This window comes from Mongoliitalea lutea, assembly GCF_014652135.1.
Taxonomy (GTDB): Bacteria; Bacteroidota; Bacteroidia; order Cytophagales; family Cyclobacteriaceae; genus Mongoliitalea; species Mongoliitalea lutea.
In genome coordinates this window covers 126,823-146,491 of sequence record NZ_BMYF01000005.1, presented here as the reverse complement: position 1 = coordinate 146,491, position 19,669 = coordinate 126,823, and the positions used below count along the sequence as shown (strand labels likewise).

General features: G+C 40.2%; 16 protein-coding genes. 13 read left to right on the top strand and 3 right to left on the bottom strand.

Going from position 1 to position 19,669, the window contains the following annotated elements; all coding sequences use genetic code 11:
• Positions 1-107: 107 nt before the first annotated feature.
• Genes IE080_RS05640 through IE080_RS05630 form a run of 3 tightly spaced genes read right to left on the bottom strand, consistent with a single transcriptional unit; the run spans position 108 to position 4,167 of the window.
• The gene (locus tag IE080_RS05640; protein WP_189579486.1) at positions 108-1,232 is read right to left on the bottom strand and encodes an endo-1,4-beta-xylanase; all 1,125 of its coding nucleotides are present in this window, start codon (positions 1,230-1,232) and stop codon (positions 108-110) included.
• A 43-nt stretch (positions 1,233-1,275) separates the two neighbouring features.
• A complete protein-coding gene (locus IE080_RS05635) occupies positions 1,276-2,025 on the bottom strand; it encodes an SDR family NAD(P)-dependent oxidoreductase (RefSeq protein WP_189579485.1) in 750 nt (249 codons plus the stop codon).
• Between the two features lie 18 nt (positions 2,026-2,043).
• Complete coding sequence (locus IE080_RS05630) at positions 2,044-4,167, bottom strand: alpha-glucuronidase family glycosyl hydrolase (protein WP_189579484.1); 2,124 nt, start codon at positions 4,165-4,167, stop codon at positions 2,044-2,046.
• A gap of 227 nt (positions 4,168-4,394) precedes the next feature.
• Between IE080_RS05630 and IE080_RS05625 the strand changes: the two genes are divergently transcribed.
• The 13 genes from IE080_RS05625 (at position 4,395) to cobA (ending at position 19,526) form a co-directional block, all read left to right on the top strand.
• Positions 4,395-7,286 carry a glycosyl hydrolase 115 family protein gene (locus IE080_RS05625; protein ID WP_189579483.1) on the top strand — a complete coding sequence of 964 codons (2,892 nt, stop codon included), beginning with the start codon at positions 4,395-4,397 and terminating at the stop codon, positions 7,284-7,286.
• 134 nt (positions 7,287-7,420) lie between these two features.
• Positions 7,421-9,304 carry a molecular chaperone HtpG gene (htpG, locus tag IE080_RS05620; RefSeq protein WP_189579482.1) on the top strand — a complete coding sequence of 628 codons (1,884 nt, stop codon included), beginning with the start codon at positions 7,421-7,423 and terminating at the stop codon, positions 9,302-9,304.
• Between the two features lie 281 nt (positions 9,305-9,585).
• Entirely contained in the window at positions 9,586-10,542 is a 957-nt protein-coding gene (locus tag IE080_RS05615; RefSeq protein WP_189579481.1) for a Fic family protein, read from the top strand.
• Positions 10,543-10,857: 315 nt separating this feature from the next.
• The gene (locus IE080_RS05610) at positions 10,858-11,298 is read left to right on the top strand and encodes a hypothetical protein (protein ID WP_189579480.1); all 441 of its coding nucleotides are present in this window, start codon (positions 10,858-10,860) and stop codon (positions 11,296-11,298) included.
• A 32-nt stretch (positions 11,299-11,330) separates the two neighbouring features.
• On the top strand, positions 11,331-11,639 hold the full coding sequence (locus tag IE080_RS05605; protein ID WP_189579479.1) for a hypothetical protein: 309 nt from the start codon (positions 11,331-11,333) through the stop codon (positions 11,637-11,639).
• 13 nt (positions 11,640-11,652) lie between these two features.
• Positions 11,653-11,937, top strand: a complete 285-nt coding sequence (locus IE080_RS05600) for a hypothetical protein (protein WP_189579478.1) — start codon at positions 11,653-11,655, stop codon at positions 11,935-11,937.
• A gap of 221 nt (positions 11,938-12,158) precedes the next feature.
• Positions 12,159-12,575, top strand: coding sequence for an RrF2 family transcriptional regulator (locus tag IE080_RS05595; RefSeq protein ID WP_189579477.1), 417 nt, complete (start codon positions 12,159-12,161; stop codon positions 12,573-12,575).
• Positions 12,576-12,647: 72 nt separating this feature from the next.
• On the top strand, positions 12,648-12,920 hold the full coding sequence (locus IE080_RS05590) for a DUF2061 domain-containing protein (protein WP_189579476.1): 273 nt from the start codon (positions 12,648-12,650) through the stop codon (positions 12,918-12,920).
• A complete protein-coding gene (locus IE080_RS05585) occupies positions 12,895-13,638 on the top strand; it encodes a phosphoadenylyl-sulfate reductase (RefSeq protein WP_189579475.1) in 744 nt (247 codons plus the stop codon). The genes IE080_RS05590 and IE080_RS05585 overlap by 26 nt, the downstream gene beginning before the upstream one ends.
• Positions 13,639-14,001: 363 nt before the next feature.
• Positions 14,002-14,898, top strand: coding sequence for a sulfate adenylyltransferase subunit CysD (cysD, locus tag IE080_RS05580; protein ID WP_189579474.1), 897 nt, complete (start codon positions 14,002-14,004; stop codon positions 14,896-14,898).
• 249 nt (positions 14,899-15,147) lie between these two features.
• Positions 15,148-16,401 (top strand): sulfate adenylyltransferase subunit 1, encoded by a 1,254-nt coding sequence (locus tag IE080_RS05575; RefSeq protein WP_189579473.1) that lies wholly within the window; start codon positions 15,148-15,150, stop codon positions 16,399-16,401.
• A gap of 255 nt (positions 16,402-16,656) precedes the next feature.
• Positions 16,657-18,759 (top strand): nitrite/sulfite reductase, encoded by a 2,103-nt coding sequence (locus IE080_RS05570; RefSeq protein WP_189579472.1) that lies wholly within the window; start codon positions 16,657-16,659, stop codon positions 18,757-18,759.
• On the top strand, positions 18,756-19,526 hold the full coding sequence (cobA, locus tag IE080_RS05565; protein ID WP_189579471.1) for a uroporphyrinogen-III C-methyltransferase: 771 nt from the start codon (positions 18,756-18,758) through the stop codon (positions 19,524-19,526). The genes IE080_RS05570 and cobA overlap by 4 nt, the downstream gene beginning before the upstream one ends.
• Positions 19,527-19,669: the final 143 nt, after the last annotated feature.

The window sequence follows — 19,669 nt, the reverse complement described above, 5'->3', positions numbered from 1 at the left end:
TGTTTTTGATTTTTTTCAACTAAGCATACCTTCTTTTTTGTTAATTTTAAAGAAGTTGCAATTTTTACTTGACAGTTATTCTAGTTGGTGCAATCTATTTGAAGATTTTAATTTTCAGTTGGTATACTTAAAAGAGCTTTAATAATTTCCTCTTTTTCTTGATAATTTCTGTCGATGACTAAAGGATAAGCTGTCCTCCTTGGCATAGGCCAATTATTCAGCCAACTAGCACCATCATGAAGTCCCCAAAATGTCACCCTCGAAATCTTGTCTTGATGCTTGACAAAAAGCTCAAAGAGCTCTTGATATCTTTTGGCCAACTTTGCTTGAACTTCTTCAGGTAGGCCGTCTTTGTAAATGTTGTAGGAATCATCTTGAGGAAATGTTGCGTCTATATCCGCTCCATGTCTGTTAACAGGGTTAGGCAACAAGTCAATATCTAGCTCGGTGATCATCACTTGAAAACCTGCTTCTGCAATTTTGACAATGCATTCCTCGATGATTTCCAAAGAGGGAGATTCTAATCCATAATGTCCCTGCATGCCGATGCCATCAATTTTGATTCCTTCCGCACGCATTTCTTTAGTCAGTTCAATTGCAGCATCCCTTTTGGCAGGCTTCCACATATTGTAATCATTGTAATATAATTCTGCCTCTGGGTCCACTTCGGATGCTTTGATAAAAGCGCTTTTAATAAAATCTTTTCCAGCGATTTCATACCATTTGGATGGTCTCATTTCTCCATCATCAAGTATGGCTTCATTGACTACATCATAACCCATAATTTTGCCTTTGTAACGGCCCATAATAGTCTCGATATGGTTTTCCATTCGAGCAATCAGCTGATCCTTTGGAAGGTCATTTCCTTTTTCATCTTGGTAAACCCATGCGGGTGTTTGGTTATGCCATACTAAGGTGTGTCCCACAATTTTGGATTTTGTTCTTTCAGCCAAAGACACTAGTTGGTCCATAGCTTCAAAATTGTATTGATTAGGCTGTGGATGAATAAGCGCCCATTTCATAATGTTTTCAGGAGTAAGACTATTGAAATGTTTGCTAATCAATACTTCTGCTTGGGAATCATTTCCCTGTCCGATGATTTGACGTTGATTGATTGCAGCGCCAATGTCAAAAACTGGTTCAAAGTGATCTTTCAAGCTTTGCGAGTGTAAAGAACCGATAAAGAAAAAAAGAATAAGAAAGGTGAATAGGTTTGATAAAATGGTTTTCATAGTATTATCATTATTATGGGCAATCATTCATTAAGTGTGGTTATTAAAAGCCTATAGAGTTTCCTCCGTCTACAGCTAAAGAGGTTCCAGTTACATAATTAGATGACTCACTGGCAAAATAAAGGGCTGCTTCTGCGACATCCTTTGCTTCTCCCAATTTGCCCATAGGCGTACGGGAAAGTACTTTGTTTTTTCTTTCTGGATCATTATTCAAAGCTTTAGCGGACATATCTGTGGCAATGAATCCAGGGGCAATACAATTGACGCGTATACCAAAAGGGGATAATTCTACTGCCATTGCTTTGGTCATGCCTTCGATGGCTGACTTGGAAGCTGTGTAGGCAATAACTTTGGGTATTCCATATTTGGCCGCCATGGAAGAAATCATAATAATAGATCCACTCCCTTGTGACTTCATGATTTTAGCTACCTCTCTGCTCAAAGAGAAAACCGAGAATAGGTTGGTATGAATGATATGGTGAAAGTCGGCATCACTTACATCCCAAAAATCCTTCTTAAGATTGATGCCGGCATTATTTACCAAAATATCAATCTTCCCATGCTCTTTTACGATGTCTTGGACTAATGAAGGGATCTGCTCAAGCTGACCTAAATCGAAAGAGATGCAAATCGCCAATTCCCCAAGGCTGGCTTTTGCCTGGGTTAATTTTTCTTCATTTCTACCAATGATAATCGTTTTGATTCCAGCCTCGATAAATCGCTGACTGGTAGCTAGCCCTAACCCTGATGCTCCACCGGTGACGATGGCTACTTTTTGCTGTTGCTCACTCATGGTTTAAGTTCATTATGATTAAATACCTGGAACATGATGAGGTTTGAAATTCATGTAGTACTCTAAACTGTGCTTTGGGGATTCCACACCTGCGGGTAATGGCATTTTTGAAAATTGCCCAAAATAAAGCAGGCAGGCATCTCTCCACCATGCGGCTTCTTCGGCCTGAATGGTTAGGAAGGACAATACATGATTGAAACGTTTGTCATCTACATACTCACGCATATTTTCCCATGTAACGATATTGGCTCTTGCTTCTTCAACCCCTTTCTGATATTGTTTGGCAAGGTTGTTCCAGAGTGATTCACCATTTTGAAGCGGTTGAATCCAGTCTACCTGATGAAACCATAGCAAATATTTTTCAGGAACGGTAGCTAAACTTCCCCACTGATTTTGTAATTCAGAAGCATATTGACTGAGAGCATTGCTTCCTGTGTAGGTTCTATTAAAACCTATACCTTTTTCATTCGCTTGATGGTAGTAAGTTGCGGTCCAATCGGCTCTTCTACCTCCTGAGACCCAAGGCCCAGGTCCGTAATGATGGCTTGCAGCCATGATATGGTGTAATCCAAGAGGAGTCATGTAATTGACGACCATTTCTCTACTGTTCATCATTACATCAGTCATGGTTTTTACAAATGTTGCATCAGTGCTAAATGTTAATTTTAGCCATTCTTCAGCGATTTCCTGAGAAGCTTGGTAAGGATTCCATGCCAATCTTCCGAAAGCAAACCAGTTAGCCTGATGGAAGTGATGTCCCGTCCAGTTGCGATCTGTGCCGATGTTGGATACGCCTGCCATAGCAGTTATTGCATACTGATGTAAACTCCCATCTATCACCTTAGCAACTTCGCTGCCTTTTCCATTAGCATAGGTGTCGTCTTTCAGTACTTCTTCAAACATGGGGGCAAGGAAAGCTAGGTGCGTGTCATGCCCTAAATATTCTTGTGTGATCTGGAATTCCATCATCAATGGAGTATTTGGCATTGCGCCGAATAAGGGATGAAATGGTTCTCTTGGTTGAAAATCAATAGCCCCATTTTTAACTTGAATGATGACATTGTCCAAAAATTTTCCATCCAATGGCTTGAATTCATTGAATGCTTGCTTATGTCGGTCATCAGGAGTGTGCTCGTTATATACAAATGCTCTCCACATGACAATGCCCTCATGTGGAGCCAAGGCACGGGCCATCATATTGGCTCCGTCGGCCTGGGTTCTCTTGTAATTATGTGGACCTGGCTGCCCTTCTGAGTCTGCTTTGACTACAAAGCCACCGAAATCGGGAATGTATTGGTAAATTTCTTCTGCTTTTTGATTCCACCATGCCTGCACTTCTGCATTCAAAGGGTCAGCGGTTTGTAAACCACCGATTTCAATAGGAGCAGAAAAACGTGCTGTTAAATAAACTTTGATGCCATATGGCCTAAAGGTATCGGCTAGGGCTTTGACTTTTTCTAAATATTCAGGAGTTAGGATAAGTGCATTAGCATTTACGTTTGTTAACACCGTACCATTGATACCAATAGAAGCATTTGCCCTTGCATAGTCATGATATTGCTGGTCTATGTGTCTAGGTAATCGGTGCCAATTCCAAATTGAAAATCCCGCATATCCTCGCTCTACAGTTCGGTCAAGGTTATCCCAATGGTTCAAAACCCTGTGCTGTACTTTTGGTGACTCAAATATTCCTTCTTTTGGTATGCTTGTGCCAGTCTGAATGTGCTGTAGCAGCCTAAATGTCCCGTATAGTAGACCAATATCGGTCTTTGCTGAGACAATTAGCTGTTTACTTTCTAGATTATGGAATATAGCAAATCCATCAGAGGCTAAAGAATTAATCCCTGGATTAGAGATATTTTTTGCAGAGAGGTCTCCCGCCTTCCCAATCACAAGTGAAGGTATTGAGTTTTTAATTTCTGGATGACTTGAAATCATTCCGCTGGAAGCATATGCAATTTCTTTTTTAATAATGCTTAGTGTGGCAGAATTCCCTATAACCTCATAATTGCTTAGGAAATTGACCTGCCATTCTTGCGGTGCTTGGATGGAGTAATATTGAAGCCAAAGCTTGTATCCATCATTGGAAAATCCTGATAAGTTGAAAAGTACAATAAAAAAAAGCGTGAGTGTAGGTTTCATTTGGTTTTTAGGCTTGATGTTATTGAGTATACGAATCAGAATTTATTTGAAATCGATTACATTTATATACGGTCAAATTTGAAGTTGAAAATAACTTCCAGTAGCTATAATAAACGATTTAAATAAATTCATTGAAGTAAACCTTCGAAATTTATAAAAAAATTATGAAATCGGTTGCATTTTTTTTCAAAATCTTTCAACTTTAAATTGCTTAACCATATGAAGACATGAAAAAGATTCTTTTGATTTTCTTGCTTTTACCTCAACTCTTGTACGCTCAGATTCAAGTGAGTTTTCAAAAACCTGATCAACAACGATTTTTTGAAGTCGCAGGAGAAAGTTCTGCCGCTTTGATTGTTTTCGACCAGTCAGAGAATGCACTCATTCATAAATCCGCAAATTTTTTGGCAGAAGATATTGAAAGGGTGACAGGTAAGAAAATATCAGTCAAAGGTTTGGATTCTTCGCAAGACTTGGATGGAGTTAGTTCTAGCAATATCATAATTGTGGGGACTGTAGATAAAAGCAGTATTCTTAAAGCATTGGTTTCTTCCGGTAAATGGGAGGATGGTGAACTTCTCGGACAGTGGGAGCGTCATAAAATCCAAACGCTTGAACAGCCATTTGCGGGAATAAATAAAGCATTGGTGATTGCAGGCAGCGACAGGAGAGGGGCTGCATATGGGGTTTTTACCATCAGTGAAAAAATCGGAGTTTCTCCTTGGTATTGGTGGGCTGATGTGCCGGTGATTAATCAGCCTGAGATTTACATTGAAGACTGTAATTATCTCTCCAAAAGCCCTGCGGTGAAGTATCGGGGGATTTTCATTAATGATGAGGCTCCTGCTTTTACAAACTGGGCTTTTGAAAAGTTTGGGGGGATTAATCATAAAGTCTATGAAAAGGTTTTTGAACTGCTTCTTCGGAATAAAGCAAATTTTTTATGGCCATCAATGTGGTTGCCGACGATGTTTTATGTAGATGATCCTTTAAATGCGCAGACAGCCGATGATTTTGGGATTGTGATGTCTACCAGTCACCATGAGCCAATGACTCGCGCGCATCAAGAGTGGGAAGAATTCGGGGATGGTCCATGGAATTATGTTACCAATGGTGAGAAATTGCGGGAATTTTGGAAAGGTGGCGTAGAAAGGATTGGTGATTTTGAGACAATGGTGACGGTAGGCATGCGGGGAGACGGTGATGACGCCATGTCTGAAGAAACAGCCGTTGATTTATTGGAAACCATCATCCGAGATCAGCGGAAAATATTGGAAGATGTTACTCAAAAACCAGCAAAAGAAACACCACAAGTATGGGCTATTTACAAGGAGGTTCAGGATTATTACGATAAAGGTATGCGAGTGCCTGAAGATGTTACCATCTTATTGAGTGATGATAATTGGGGGAATATTCGATATCTCCCTAAGTTAAATGAATCCAAAAATGGCACTAAATACGGAATGTATTATCATTTTGATTATGTAGGTGCTCCAACTTCTTACAGGTGGCAAAATGTTACCCAGATAGAACGAGTGTGGGAGCAGATGAAGCTTACCTACGAATATGGAGTCAATGAAATTTGGATAGTCAATGTAGGCGATATCAAGCCGATGGAATTGCCTATAAGTTTCTTTTTAGATTTGGCTTGGGATCCAGATGCTATACATGCAAATGATTTACCTGATTATTATGTCAATTGGTCTAGGCAGCAATTTGGTGAACCGTTTGCTGAGGAAATCGGGCAATTGTTGGCATTGTATACCAAATATAATTCCAGAAGAACTCCCGAAATGCTCACCCCTGAGACCTACAGTATTGAAAATTACCGGGAAGCAGATAGAATTGTAGCTGAATTCAATGAGCTTTTGCGAAGAAGTACGGCTGTATATGAACAGATTCCTCCAGTGTACAGGGATGCTTTTTACCAATTAGTACATTCACCCATTGAGATGTGTGCTAACCTCAATGAAATGTATGTGTCAGCTGGGAAAAACAGATATTATGCTATAAGAGGGGCTGTAGCTGCTAATTACTATGCGGACAGAACCAAGGAGCTTTTTGAAAAAGATGCAGCGCTCAAAAAAGAATATCATGCTATGAATAATGGGAAATGGAATCATATGATGTCGCAAACGTATATTGGTTATACTAGTTGGAATCATCCTCCACTCAACATGATGCCTGCTGTTTCGTATGTTCAAGTTCCTGAAAATGATCAATTAGGCTATCTTGTTGAACATGGTGTTCCTCCACGTTGGGGATGGTTAGGAGTAGAAGGGAGATGGGGTTTTAGCAGAAATATGCCAGTATTTGATCCTATCAATGATCAATCGTATTACTTAGATATTATCAATAGAGGACCTCGGGAAATAGAATACTCACTAAAAAGTAATCAAGACTGGATCAAGGTTTCTTCAGATGCTGGTTCGGTTTTATTTCATGAAAAATTATTTGTAACCATAGATTGGGAACGAGCGCCCGCTGGCAAAGCTACGGGCGAGTTGATTCTTTTAGGAGCAGGCAAAGAGTATAGTATACAGGTGCCGATAAACAATTTACAAGTAAAAGCGACTGGGTTTATTGAAAATGAAGGTGTAGTGGCTGTGGAGGCAGCTAATTTTAGTCGAAAAGCTGATGGGGAGAGTTCCCAATGGACTGTTGTGCCTAATTTGGGTAGAACGGAAGCTTCTCTGATTGTAGAGCCAATGAACCCAGATAAGCAGGTTTCAATAGAAAAAGCTCCGATGGTAGCCTATGACTTTACTACTTTTAGTTCAGGGGCTATCAGTGTACATGTGTATGTTTCGCCCACCCAAGACTTCAAGCGTGAGGGAGGTTTACAATTTGCCATTGCTATAGATGACGAAGCTCCACAAATCATCAGTATCAATGAAGGAGAGTCGGTTCCTGACTACAAATATGCTACTTGGTGGATGCGGTCTGTCGGAGATAATGTCAAAGTGAAAATCTCAAAACACACCTTAGCATCTCTAGGAATACACACACTTAAAGTTTGGGGAATCGACTCTGGAGTGGTTATCCAAAAGATAGTCATTGATACTGGTGGATTAAAACCTAGTTATCTGGGGCCAAATGAAAGTATACTGGTCAAGTAATCCTTATATAATAGATGCAAATTAATAGTTAGTTCTATATGTAGTCTGCCAAAATGACACGCCAATCCCTTTGGAACAGCGCTTGATAAGTTTCTACATTATTAATGTATTTCAAAACTTAAAATAGAAGAGCTATGCAGGAAAAAGGTACGATCTCGATACATACCGAGAATATTTTCCCTATCATCAAGAAGTTTTTATATTCCGATCATGAGATTTTCCTTCGGGAATTGGTGTCCAATGCCGTAGATGCCAGCCAAAAAATCAAGCGATTGGCTCAACTAGGGCAGTATAGCGGTGAGTTGGGTGACTTGACAGTAGAAGTATCTTTCGACCAAGACAAAAAGACCATCACCATCTCTGACAGCGGTCTTGGGATGACTGCAGAGGAAATTAAGAAGTACATCAACCAAATCGCCTTCTCTGGCGCTACGGAGTTTGTGGAGAAATTCAAGGATGCCAAAGATGCCAATGAAATCATCGGTAAATTCGGTTTGGGCTTCTACTCTGCATTTATGGTAGCGAAACAGGTAGAAATCAATACCCTTTCTTACCAAGAAGGCGCTACCTCTGCCCGCTGGACCTGTGATGGAAGTACAGAGTTTGAAATCTCCGAAGGTGACAGAAAAACACGCGGTACAGACATCATCCTTCATATCAACGAGGATTCTGAAGAGTTTTTGGATAAGTGGAAATTGCAGGGGATTTTGGATAAATACGCCAAATTCTTACCTATCCCGATCAAGTTTGGTACCAAGTCTCAAAGCGTAGAAGATGGTGTAGATGACAAGGGTGAGAAAAAGTGGAAATCTGTGGAGGTGGATAATATCATCAACACTACCACTCCTATTTGGACCAAATCTCCTAACGATCTGAAGGATGAGGATTATTTAGCTTTCTACAAGGAGTTATATCCGATGAGCGAAGATCCATTGTTCTGGATTCACTTGAATGTAGATTATCCGTTCAACTTGACGGGGGTATTGTATTTCCCGAAAGTGAAAAATGATTTTGAGTTCCAGAAAAACAAAATCAAACTTTTCAGCCGTCAGGTATTTATTACCGATGAGGTGAAGGATATTGTACCAGAGTTTTTGATGTTGTTGCACGGGGTGATAGATTCCCCAGATATTCCGTTGAACGTGTCCCGAAGCTTCTTGCAGTCTGATGGCAATGTAAAAAAGATCAACAACTACATCACCAAGAAGGTGGCAGACAAGTTGGCAGAATTGTTTAAGAAAGACCGCAAGGTGTACGAGGAAAAATGGAATGACATCGGTCTATTTGTGAAGTACGGAATGATCAGCGAAGAGAAGTTTGCTGAAAAAGGGAAAGACTTCACCTTGTTGAAAAACACCAATGGAGAGTTCTTCACTCCAGCAGAATACAAAGAAAAGGTAAAAGCCCTTCAGACCAATAAGGAGGAGCAAGTGGTATACTTGTACGCTACAGATGTGGCCAAGCAAGATGCCTTTATTCAGTCAGCCAATAAAAAAGACTACGATGTCTTGGTGATGGATTCACCGATTGATAGTCACTACATTCAGCACTTGGAAATGAAGGAGGAAAAAACCACCTTGAAACGAGTGGATTCAGATGTAGTAGAGAAGTTGATTGTTAAAGACGATGGTTATGCCAATCTGTTGACAGAGGAACAGTCTACTCAGGTAAAGGAAATCTTCGAAAAAGCTATCGGAAGTCAGACCTACAGTGTGGCAGTAGAAGGCTTGAGTCCAGAAGAAATGCCAGTGACGGTGACAATGGATGAGTTTATGCGCCGCATGAAGGAAATGGCCCAGATGGGTGGAGGTATGAGTTTCTACGGAGCCATGCCGGATAATTACAAAGTAGCGGTCAATGGTAATCACCCTTTAGTAGATAAGATCCTCAAAACCGAATCAGCAGAAGAAAAAGAGAAATTGGCGAAGCAAGCATTTGATTTGGCTCTTTTAGCGCAAGGATTATTGACAGGTAAGGATTTGACCGCCTTTGTGAAGAGAAGTGTGGAGATGATATAATCGAGGTCTTTAAGACTTCAAAGATTTACATAATAGAAGGCCTTTGGGTGCAGTTAGATGTACTCAAAGGTCTTTTTTATATCCCAATATCAACAAGTATCCATGAATATCTTTTCATCCCACAGATATTTTGCTTATGCAAACTATGGTTGATGAGAATTTTTAGTGTATAGTAAGTTGCATGGTTTTTTGGGTGAGTATTATTTGTGATCTGGGGCTTAGGTATAATTATTTCCCAAAAATCACTATTTTTGATAGTATCATTTGATACTATCAAAAAAATGAAACCTCCATACGATCTTACACCTGCAATCCTCAAGCTCATTACTTCTATTTCAGAAAAAATAGGAGCGGTCAATGCTAAATTAATTGTTAGCCAAAATCCGAAACTTAGAAAGCAAAATCAAATCAAGACTATTCATTCATCTTTAAGTATCGAAGGAAATACCTTATCTGAAGATCAAATTACTGCCATTGTCGAGAATAAAAGAGTGGTTGGGCCTGAAAAAGATATTCTTGAAGTCTTAAATGCATTGGAGGCGTATAAGAATTTGAAACAATGGAAGTCTTCTTCAGAAAAAGACTTTTTGAAGGCTCATAAGATGTTGATGAATAAATTGATAGAGGTTCCGGGCAGATATAGAGCAAAGGGGGTAGGAATTGTCAAAGGTTCTAAGGTTGAACATCTTGCTCCTCCTGCTTCTAATGTTCCTTTCCTCATGAAAGAACTTTTTACATACCTTAAGGATAAGTCTGAGCTACCTTTGATCAAAAGCTGCGTTTTTCATTATGAGATGGAATTTATTCATCCATTCATGGATGGAAATGGTAGAATGGGTAGGCTTTGGCAAACGGTTATTTTGATGGAGAATTACCCGTTATTCGAATTTCTTCCATTTGAAAGTCTCATCGCTAAAAATCAAAAGGAATACTACCAGGCTCTTTCTGCAAGTGATAAGGAAGGGAAGTCAACACAGTTTATTGAATACATACTTTTGCTAATTCAGCAATCCTTAGATGAACTTCTTGAAAGCGATACAAAAAAGCTTGATGGAACAGAAAGACTCGAAGTTTTCTTGGAACAATCAAGGGATATGTTTTCTAGAAAAGAATATATGAAGTTCCACAAGGAGCTATCTTCCGCTACGGCAAGTAGAGATCTCAAAAATGGAGTAGCGCTTGGTTTAGTTACAAAATCGGGAGATAAAAAAACAACGCTCTATCAAAAGAAATCTTGAAGTCATTTAGATAGTAAGCCCTTATTTTCCATCCAACATATCATCTGAATCCCTCCCAACAGCAAGCCATTCTTACTCAAGAGATTTAAGATCAATGGGATGGAAATAATCATGTATTGGTAATGGGAGCGGTGAGGAGTAAGTGATTAGTGGGTAATAAAATTTTTTATACTGTAAATCAATGGTTTATGAATTTTATTAAAAAAAAATAATTCTGAATATTTGGAAGTTAGTTGCGGGGGGGGCTATATTAGTTCAAGTTTTTAGCGCTAAAGACTTTTTAAATCAATGTTTTACAAAATCCTATTCAAAACCATGAGTACTAAGTTATTCTTTAAATCAATTTTAGTTCTATACGTATTAGCAATTTCTTTTTCTTGTGTTAATCAGGATGAACTTGAAGGTCAAATAGAGCTTTCTAAAAATGAAAATGAAGAAAATAATAATTATGCAATTATTAAATCTTTTGATTATTTAGTGGAGAATCATCTGAATAATGCGAATTTATCAGAACAAGAATTATCACTTCTTTTTTTCGAGCAGGTGAAAAAAAATGGAGGTGTTTTAGTCTCTTTAGATAAAAATTTTTTTCAGAATAATCGGATAAATTATGAAGATTATTCATCTAATTTCCATTATTTTTTGTCAAAAATAAAAGAGTTACCCGATTTTGATCATGTTGGATACTTTATTGAATTAGAAAATCTTATAGTATTAGCTGAAAAAATATTTCCAATGAAGAAGAGAAAAGGATAATTTTAAGTAAGTTAATGTTCTTAAATGAGTTTATGAAATGGATGCAATCAAAGGCTGTTCTAAATGGTAACATTAATTATAGGATGTTAGGTTGTGATGGTTGGTGGTCATGCTGGGGTAAATGTGCTGCTAGTATAGTTGGGGGTGCTATTACTGGAGGTGTGGCAGGTTGTGGGGTTGGAGGTGCTGTAGGCGGAACTGTTGGAGCAGGAATCGGTTCTTTGGCAGGAGGTGTGGGAGCCTTACCCGGAGCTGCTGCTGGTGCTATTTCTGGCTGTGCTGCTGTAGGATTAGCTGGTGCTGTGGGAGGTGGTTTAACGGGGGCAGCAGTGGGTTGCTAAAATTTATATTGATATGAAAACATACCATAACTATATCAACATGGATTTAAAATCAAAATTGAAGTTTTTAAAATTTATAGGTTATACATGTGCTCTAGTCGCTGTAATCACTAGCGGCGATACTTTAGCAAATACAATTCAAACCTTACATACTTCTGAATCATGGAAGTTTTATGCTGCATTAGCGGGTTTTACTATTTTCTTGTCCATGTTGATAATATTGATAATGGTTGACTTGGCATTGGTGATTACACCTGAAATTGTAAAACATTTCAAAGGTAAGCTTGGATTGACCTGAGGTTTCACTAGAAAGAGTAATAACTTAATTTTGTTGTGAAGCCTCAAGTAGGTTTTGTGACAACTTGTTGTTTGGCCCTCGGTTAGGAGAGGATACATTTATTTTAGTGCTGTGTAAGTTGAAGACATTGGATTAAATAATACAAGAGTTTAGGGAAGCGCCCAAGTTTTTTACAGGATACAGAAGTAAACACCTTTTCAAAAATTCTTGTATTTTTGGCCATGCTATCCAAAAAAACCAAATACGCTTTCCATGCCCTTACTTATCTGGGCAAAAACAGAGATCAAAAGACCGTATTGATCCAAGACATCTCCAATGAATATGGGATTTCCCATAAATTTCTGGAAAACATACTCTTGGAATTGAAGAAAGCAGGTATTCTCGGTAGCAAAAAAGGAAAAGGTGGGGGATACTACCTTATCAAGGATCCAAAAGATGTTGCCTTATCCAAGGTCATCCGATTACTAGATGGGCCTATCGCATTACTTCCATGTGTGAGTTTAAATTACTATGAACCTTGTGTAGAATGTAAAGACGAAGCGGCATGTGGCCTGAATAAAGTGATGATTCAAGTGCGTGATGAGATGTTAAATGTATTGGAAAACAAGACCTTAGCGGATATTTTAGATAAAGAATAAAATTTTTTCCCTTTTTACCCTATAAAATAAATAGGTTTTATATACTTTTGTGAAATACTTGTTTACGAATCTATGATACTCGATCAACCAATTAAGCGATGGTTTATTAATAAAAAAGGTCAGGATACCAATGTTAAAAGCTTCCTGAAATCCATTTCCTGGCGCATTGTAGGTACGTTGGACACTATGGTCATTTCTTACTTTGTGACAGGAGAGCTGATGATGGCGATATCCATAGGTTCGATCGAGGTGATTACCAAAATCGCTTTGTATTACTTGCACGAACGTGCATGGGAAGCAGCAACCAAATTAGAAAAAGATGAGCCTACAGAAGAGTTTGCATGAGTTAGAGGCAAGCATCGCTAATCTCTCCTTGGAAGAAGAGTTGCAGGTTTTGGCCAACTATTTCCAAGGGAAAATAACCTTTTCTACCTCCCTAGGGCAGGAAGATCAGGTGATCACTCATTTGATTGCCTCTCTGAATTTACCCGTCAGTATCTTTTCATTAGATACTGGACGCCTCTTTCCGGAGACCTTGGATTTGTTAGCGCGCATACAAGCGAAGTATAAACTTTCTATTAAAGTGTATTATCCCGATACCCAACAAGTGGAAGACTTAGTGCTTCAACAGGGTATCAATGGTTTCTACGAAGGAGTAGAGCAGCGGAAGAATTGCTGTTTTGTGAGAAAAGTAGTTCCTTTACGAAGGGCATTGGAAGGGAATCAAATCTGGATTACTGGTTTGAGAGCTGAACAAAGTCCTAATCGAGCCAGTATGAAGCGCTTAGAATGGGATGAAGCCAATCAAATCATCAAATACAATCCTTTAGTAGACTGGACCTACGAACAACTCTTGCAATACATTCAAATCCATAAGATTCCTTACAACCCATTGCACGATAAAAACTTCATCAGCATAGGCTGTGCCCCTTGTACCCGAGCCATCCAGCCCGGAGAAGATGCCAGGGCAGGTAGATGGTGGTGGGAAGAATCGAAGAAGGAGTGTGGATTGCATGGAGGGGGGAGAAGCGAGAGTTTAGATGCGAGAAGCGAAAAAGAATGAAATGTACCAAGTACCAAGTACAAAGTACCAAGGTGGGATCTGTGTGGAATTATGAAATGTGACCTGTAAATATTTGTCATAGTTATAAATGCCAAAGAAACAATCAGCACACTAGCCTTCGGTTTCTACTGAAGAAAGAGAACAAAAAAAATCAGGTAATTCCATCAATTGACCTGGGGTTTAATTTGCCAAGAAGAAACAATAAGATTGAAAAAAATGAAAAAAGTCTCAAAAACTTTCAGGAAAAGAAATCTAAAACTTAGTCCTACTAGTAGCAAGCAAGTCTAATCTCTAGATTCTCGCCTCCTGCTTGCAGCAGGCAAGTCTCGCTTCTCATTCAAAAAATCTAAAATCTAAAATAACATGTCCACCATATATTTCAATCCTAAAGAATCCGAATCCATCCACATCCTTAGGGAAGTGGCGGCGCAGTTTGAGCGACCGGTTTTGCTTTTTTCGGGAGGCAAGGATTCCATTACTCTGGTGCGTTTGGCGCAGAAGGCTTTTTATCCTGCGAGGATTCCTTTTCCACTATTGCACATCGATACGGGACACAATTTCCCTGAGACTATACAGTTCAGAGATGAATTGGTAAAGGAATTGGGATTGGAACTGATCGTTCGCAATGTGCAGGATTCCATCGACCAAGGAAAGGTTCGTGAGGAAAAAGGCCGCTATGCCAGTCGCAACACCTTGCAAACCACAACCCTGTTGGATGCCATCGAAGAATTCAAATTTGATGCCTGTATCGGTGGGGCAAGAAGAGACGAAGAAAAAGCAAGAGCAAAAGAACGTGTATTCTCCGTAAGAGATGATTTCGGACAGTGGGATGAAAAAAACCAACGCCCAGAACTCTTCGATATGCTCAATGGACGCATCGAGCAAGGACAAAATGTGCGGGTTTTCCCGATTTCAAATTGGACAGAATTGGACGTATGGGAATATATCAAAACCGAAAACATAAAAATCCCTTCCATTTATTTCTCCCATAAGCGTAAAGTATTCTTCCGCGATGGCTTAATCTGGACAGCTAATAAACATGTGTATAGAGAGCCTCATGAAGAGGTAGTAGAAAAAATGGTGCGCTTCCGTACGGTAGGAGACATGACCTGTACCGCAGCGGTATTATCCGAAGCGGATACCCTTGATACAGTGGTAGAAGAAATCCGTCAGTCAACCCTTTCCGAAAGAGGCGCCAGAATCGATGATAAACGCTCAGAAGCAGCCATGGAGAAGCGAAAAAAGGTAGGGTATTTCTGAGAAGCGAGAGGCGAGAAACGAGAGTTTAGACTCAAGAAACAAGAAACAAGAAACAAGAACCAAGAGACAAATTCAGGTTAAAAATCAATCGTTCCTTTCAAAACCAGCGAATCTATGGAATTTATCCAAACCCATTATTTCAACCTTATTTCTAGTTATTTCCACTTTATTTCCCTTCGAGAATAATCGTATTTCTACAAAATTCAAACCCTAGCGCCTTTGCGCCTTTGCGAGAAAAAAACAACGCGTATGGAAAATAGAAAATTGATAAAAATAGCTACTGCAGGATCCGTAGATGATGGGAAAAGTACCTTAATCGGGAGATTATTGTACGATACGGGTTCTTTGACCACCGACAAATTAGAGGCAATTGAAAAGACCAGCCGTCAGCGGGGATTTGATTATTTGGACTTTTCTCTAGCTACCGATGGATTGGTGGCGGAGCGGGAACAAGGCATCACCATCGATGTGGCTCATATTTATTTCAATACAGATAAGACCAACTTTATCGTAGCGGATACACCAGGGCACGTGGAGTATACCCGCAATATGGTTACAGGGGCCTCTACTTCCCAAGTGGCCATCATTCTAATTGATGCCAGAAAGGGAGTAATAGAACAAACTTACCGACATTTCTTTATCAGTAATTTACTCCGCTTGAGTCACGTAGTGGTAGCCATCAACAAAATGGACTTGGTGGGTTATGATGAAGATGTGTTTTTGAAAATCAAAGCGGATTTTGATGCGTTGGTGGAGAAGAGTAACTTCCAAACGGAGCAAATTACCTTTATTCCCATTTCAGCACTCAAAGGTGAAAATATCGCCAAGAAGTCCGCTGAGATGCCTTGGTATGTAGGCAATACCTTGTTGGATCATTTGGAAGTATTGGAGCCAGAAGATTTGCAAGAGCAGGCATTTGCCAGATTTCCTGTTCAATACGTAATTCGCCCTAAAACCGATGCTTTTCATGATTTCAGAGGTTTTTCGGGAAAATTGTATGGAGGAAATCTAAACGTTGGCGATCAGGTAACTATCCTTCCATCCTTCACGGAATCAAAAATCAAATCCATTCAGTTATTCGATCAGGAATTGGAAGTGGCTGTTCCAGGAGCCTCCATTACCATCACTTTGGAAGATGAGGTGGATATCAGTCGGGGCGATATGATTGTCAAGTCTTCGGAATTACCCAGTTCAGAGAAAAGCATCACAGCCACCATCTGTCAGGTCAATCACAAGCCTTTGAAAATCGGTCAAAAATACACCTTACAGCATGGTGTGAATAGGGTATTGGCAAAAGTGGAGTCCATCCAATCCAAGATCCAAACCGACTTCAGTGGAGAGGAAAGCACCGAGGCGTTGAAATTAAATGATATTGGCAAGGTGAGCTTCAAACTCAGCAAAGCCATTCACTTCGACCCCTATCAAGTGAACCGTTCGAATGGGAGCTTTATCCTGATCGATGAAGGTACGCATGATACGGTGAGTGTAGGGTTTATTTTCTAGTGTACAAAGTACCATGTACCAAGACAGTTCGAAAGTATTGTACCATGTACCAAGTACGAAGTACCAAGATAGTCGAAAAGTAATTATATTTTACAACTTGAATATTAGGGTTTTAGAAACCACTAGGTTTCTAAAATTCTTGGAAGATTTACAATAAAACCAAATCGTAAACTCACACGAAATCCATACTTGGTACTTGGTACATTGTACTTGGTACTTTCAAAAACTCTACTTAACCTATAGACAAAACTAACAATGGAAAGCTTTAGAACCGAGATTGAAAACCCCCTTGTCGAAAAGGATATTATTGAATTGGAGCGGAAGATCCGGCTATTTCGGGAGGGGAAAATAGATGAAGAAAAATTCCGCAGTCTGCGCTTGGCGCGTGGGGTCTATGGACAGCGGCAGCCGGGTGTGCAGATGATCCGTATCAAATTGCCTTATGGACGTGTTACGGGTAATCAGCTAAAACGCATTTGTGATGTGTCGGATAAGTATTCGACTGGAAAACTCCACATCACCACCCGACAGGATATTCAGATCCATTACGTGAGTTTGGACGAAACCCCTCAACTCTGGGCCGAACTGGAAAAAGATGATGTGACCTTGCGTGAGGCTTGTGGAAATACGGTTAGAAATGTGACCGCTTCCGAAGTTGCGGGAATCGACCCTAACGAACCTTTTGATGTGACTCCTTATGCGGATGAGGTATTCAAGTATTTTCTAAGAAATCCAGTTTGTCAGGAAATGGGTAGGAAATTTAAGATATCTTTTTCCTCTTCCGATGAAGATACAGCGCTTTCCTACCTGCATGATCTAGGTTTTATTCCAAAAGTAAAAGTAGCAAACGGACAAGAAATCAGAGGTTTCAAAGTATTGCTAGGTGGTGGTCTCGGTTCCCAGCCTCGGCATGCAGATACCATTACTGATTTTCTCGCTACGGAGGATTTGATTCCTTTTATAGAGGGAGTATTGCGAATTTTTGACAGATTTGGAGAGCGCTCCAGACGCTTGAAGGCTCGGATGAAATTCTTGATCAATGAGATTGGTATAGAAGCTTTTCTGCAATTGGTTGAAGAAGAGAAAAAAGCCTTACCGTATAAATCTTATCCTATTGATGTAGATGACTACGAAGCAAGTAAAAGCCTTCCCAATCCCGAATTGGAAGAAGTTGCCGAACCACTTGATCTGGCTTACGAGCAATGGAAACTGACGAACGTCGTTCCACAAAAGCAGGCTGGATATGTAGCCATTGGAGTGAAAGTGTTATTAGGGGATTTTACAACTGCCCAGGCAAGATTTATTGCAGATCTAGCCAAGCAGTATGCCAATAATGAAATCCGTTTTACGCTCAGACAAAACTTACTGATCCGGGATGTAAAAGAGGAGTTGGTTCTTTATTTTTACCAAGAGTTGAAGAAAATCGGTTTGGCCGATTATGGCTACAATTCTTTAGGGGATATTACCGCTTGTCCGGGCACAGATACCTGTAATCTGGGAATTGCCAGCAGCACTGGTATAGCTAGGGAGTTGGAGAAAGTGATTGCTCAAGAATATCCTCAGTACATGAAATCTCAAGAATTGACCATCAAGATTTCTGGTTGTATGAATGCCTGCGGACAGCACAATATGGCACATATTGGTTTCCAGGGCATGTCCTTGAAAGCAGGCAAAACCGTTTTTCCTGCCTTGCAAGTATTGTTGGGTGGAGGAAATTTGGGAGATGGCAATGGACGCTTTGCGGATAAGGTGATCAAAATCCCGAGTAAAAGAGGACCTCAAGCTTTGAGAATATTGTTGGATGACTTTGCCCAACATCAAGAGGCTGGAGAAGATTTCCTTCACTACTACGATCGGAAAGGACAAATGTACTTCTATGATATCCTCAAGGGTTTGACCGATACGGATACCCTTACTGAGGAGGATCAAGTGGATTGGGGAAATGAAGATGCGTACAAAGTGGCTGTAGGAGTAGGGGAGTGTGCTGGGGTGGTAATCGACCTGGTTGCTACCTTGTTGTTAGAAGCTCGGGAGAAGTTGGATTTATCCAAAGAGGCTTTTGTGGAAAAACGTTGGTCTGATAGCATTTACCATACTTATGCTGCTTTGGTCAATGCAGCTAAAGCCATCTTATTGTATGAAAGCAAAAGCACCAATTCCTATGCGAATATTGTGAATTTGTTTGATGAGACCTTCGTGGACACTGGCAAGATAGCCATCGAAGGAACACTCAAGGACATCATTTATCAAATCAATCAACAGGAACCTTCAGAAGCTTTTGCCCGATCCTATTTTGAGGATGCAGGAAAAGTGTTTGAAGCCATCAGTGCATACAGAGAAAAGGAGGTAATCGCATGAATCAGCTCACCAAACCAAAAGTCACGCTCGTAGGAGCCGGTCCAGGCGATCCCGAATTGATCACCTTGAAAGCAGTTTTGGCTTTGAATAAAGCCGATGTGGTCTTGTACGATGCTTTAATTGACAAATCCTTACTCAAACATGCACCTGCTCAAGCCATCAAGATCTTTGTTGGTAAGCGTGTGGGCAAACACTCCTGTCCTCAGGACGAGACCAACAGACTTTGTGTGGAGTACGCACTGAAGCATGGGCATGTAGTCCGACTTAAGGGAGGTGATCCTTTTGTATTCGGTCGTGGTTCGGAGGAGATTGACTACATCGAGGCTTTCGGGATTCCCACCGAAGTGGTACCGGGCATTACTTCTGCGGTGGCAGTTCCTGCTTCCATAGGAATTCCTGTAACCAAACGGGGTGTTTCCGAGAGTTTCTGGGTCATCACTGCAACTACAAGTTATGGGGAACTTTCTCGAGATATCGCCATAGCTGCTCAATCCACGGCTACTGTTGTCATCTTAATGGGTACCAAGAAACTACCCGAGATTGTAAAAGCTTATAAAGCAGCCGGCAAATCTGATATCCCTGTAGCCATTATCCAAAACGGCACCACCAAGGAAGAGCAGTTTGTCGCAGGCACCATCCAAGATATCACCTCCAAAGCCCACCAAGCAGGCATCGCCGCTCCTGCGATTATTGTGATAGGAGAGGTGGTGAAGGAGAGTTATCGATTGAAGGAGGTTTATGAACAAACGATTAATATAGGTCATTGAATAACCTACTTAGTATAAATGATATTTATGGATATTGGATATTGGGATTCCCGTCTTACCGACAAATGCCTGTATTTAAATGGATCTCACTAATATCCCAATATCGCAAAGCAAGTATCGACCAATATCAATTCTAACTTCTC

Coding starts and splice junctions, on each gene's coding strand:
- IE080_RS05640 (WP_189579486.1), bottom strand. CDS start 1,232: ATGAAAACCATTTTATCAAACCTATTCACCTTTCTTATTCTTTTTTTC.
- IE080_RS05635 (WP_189579485.1), bottom strand. CDS start 2,025: ATGAGTGAGCAACAGCAAAAAGTAGCCATCGTCACCGGTGGAGCATCA.
- IE080_RS05630 (WP_189579484.1), bottom strand. CDS start 4,167: ATGAAACCTACACTCACGCTTTTTTTTATTGTACTTTTCAACTTATCA.
- IE080_RS05625 (WP_189579483.1), top strand. CDS start 4,395: ATGAAAAAGATTCTTTTGATTTTCTTGCTTTTACCTCAACTCTTGTAC.
- htpG (WP_189579482.1), top strand. CDS start 7,421: ATGCAGGAAAAAGGTACGATCTCGATACATACCGAGAATATTTTCCCT.
- IE080_RS05615 (WP_189579481.1), top strand. CDS start 9,586: ATGAAACCTCCATACGATCTTACACCTGCAATCCTCAAGCTCATTACT.
- IE080_RS05610 (WP_189579480.1), top strand. CDS start 10,858: ATGAGTACTAAGTTATTCTTTAAATCAATTTTAGTTCTATACGTATTA.
- IE080_RS05605 (WP_189579479.1), top strand. CDS start 11,331: ATGAAATGGATGCAATCAAAGGCTGTTCTAAATGGTAACATTAATTAT.
- IE080_RS05600 (WP_189579478.1), top strand. CDS start 11,653: ATGAAAACATACCATAACTATATCAACATGGATTTAAAATCAAAATTG.
- IE080_RS05595 (WP_189579477.1), top strand. CDS start 12,159: ATGCTATCCAAAAAAACCAAATACGCTTTCCATGCCCTTACTTATCTG.
- IE080_RS05590 (WP_189579476.1), top strand. CDS start 12,648: ATGATACTCGATCAACCAATTAAGCGATGGTTTATTAATAAAAAAGGT.
- IE080_RS05585 (WP_189579475.1), top strand. CDS start 12,895: ATGAGCCTACAGAAGAGTTTGCATGAGTTAGAGGCAAGCATCGCTAAT.
- cysD (WP_189579474.1), top strand. CDS start 14,002: ATGTCCACCATATATTTCAATCCTAAAGAATCCGAATCCATCCACATC.
- IE080_RS05575 (WP_189579473.1), top strand. CDS start 15,148: ATGGAAAATAGAAAATTGATAAAAATAGCTACTGCAGGATCCGTAGAT.
- IE080_RS05570 (WP_189579472.1), top strand. CDS start 16,657: ATGGAAAGCTTTAGAACCGAGATTGAAAACCCCCTTGTCGAAAAGGAT.
- cobA (WP_189579471.1), top strand. CDS start 18,756: ATGAATCAGCTCACCAAACCAAAAGTCACGCTCGTAGGAGCCGGTCCA.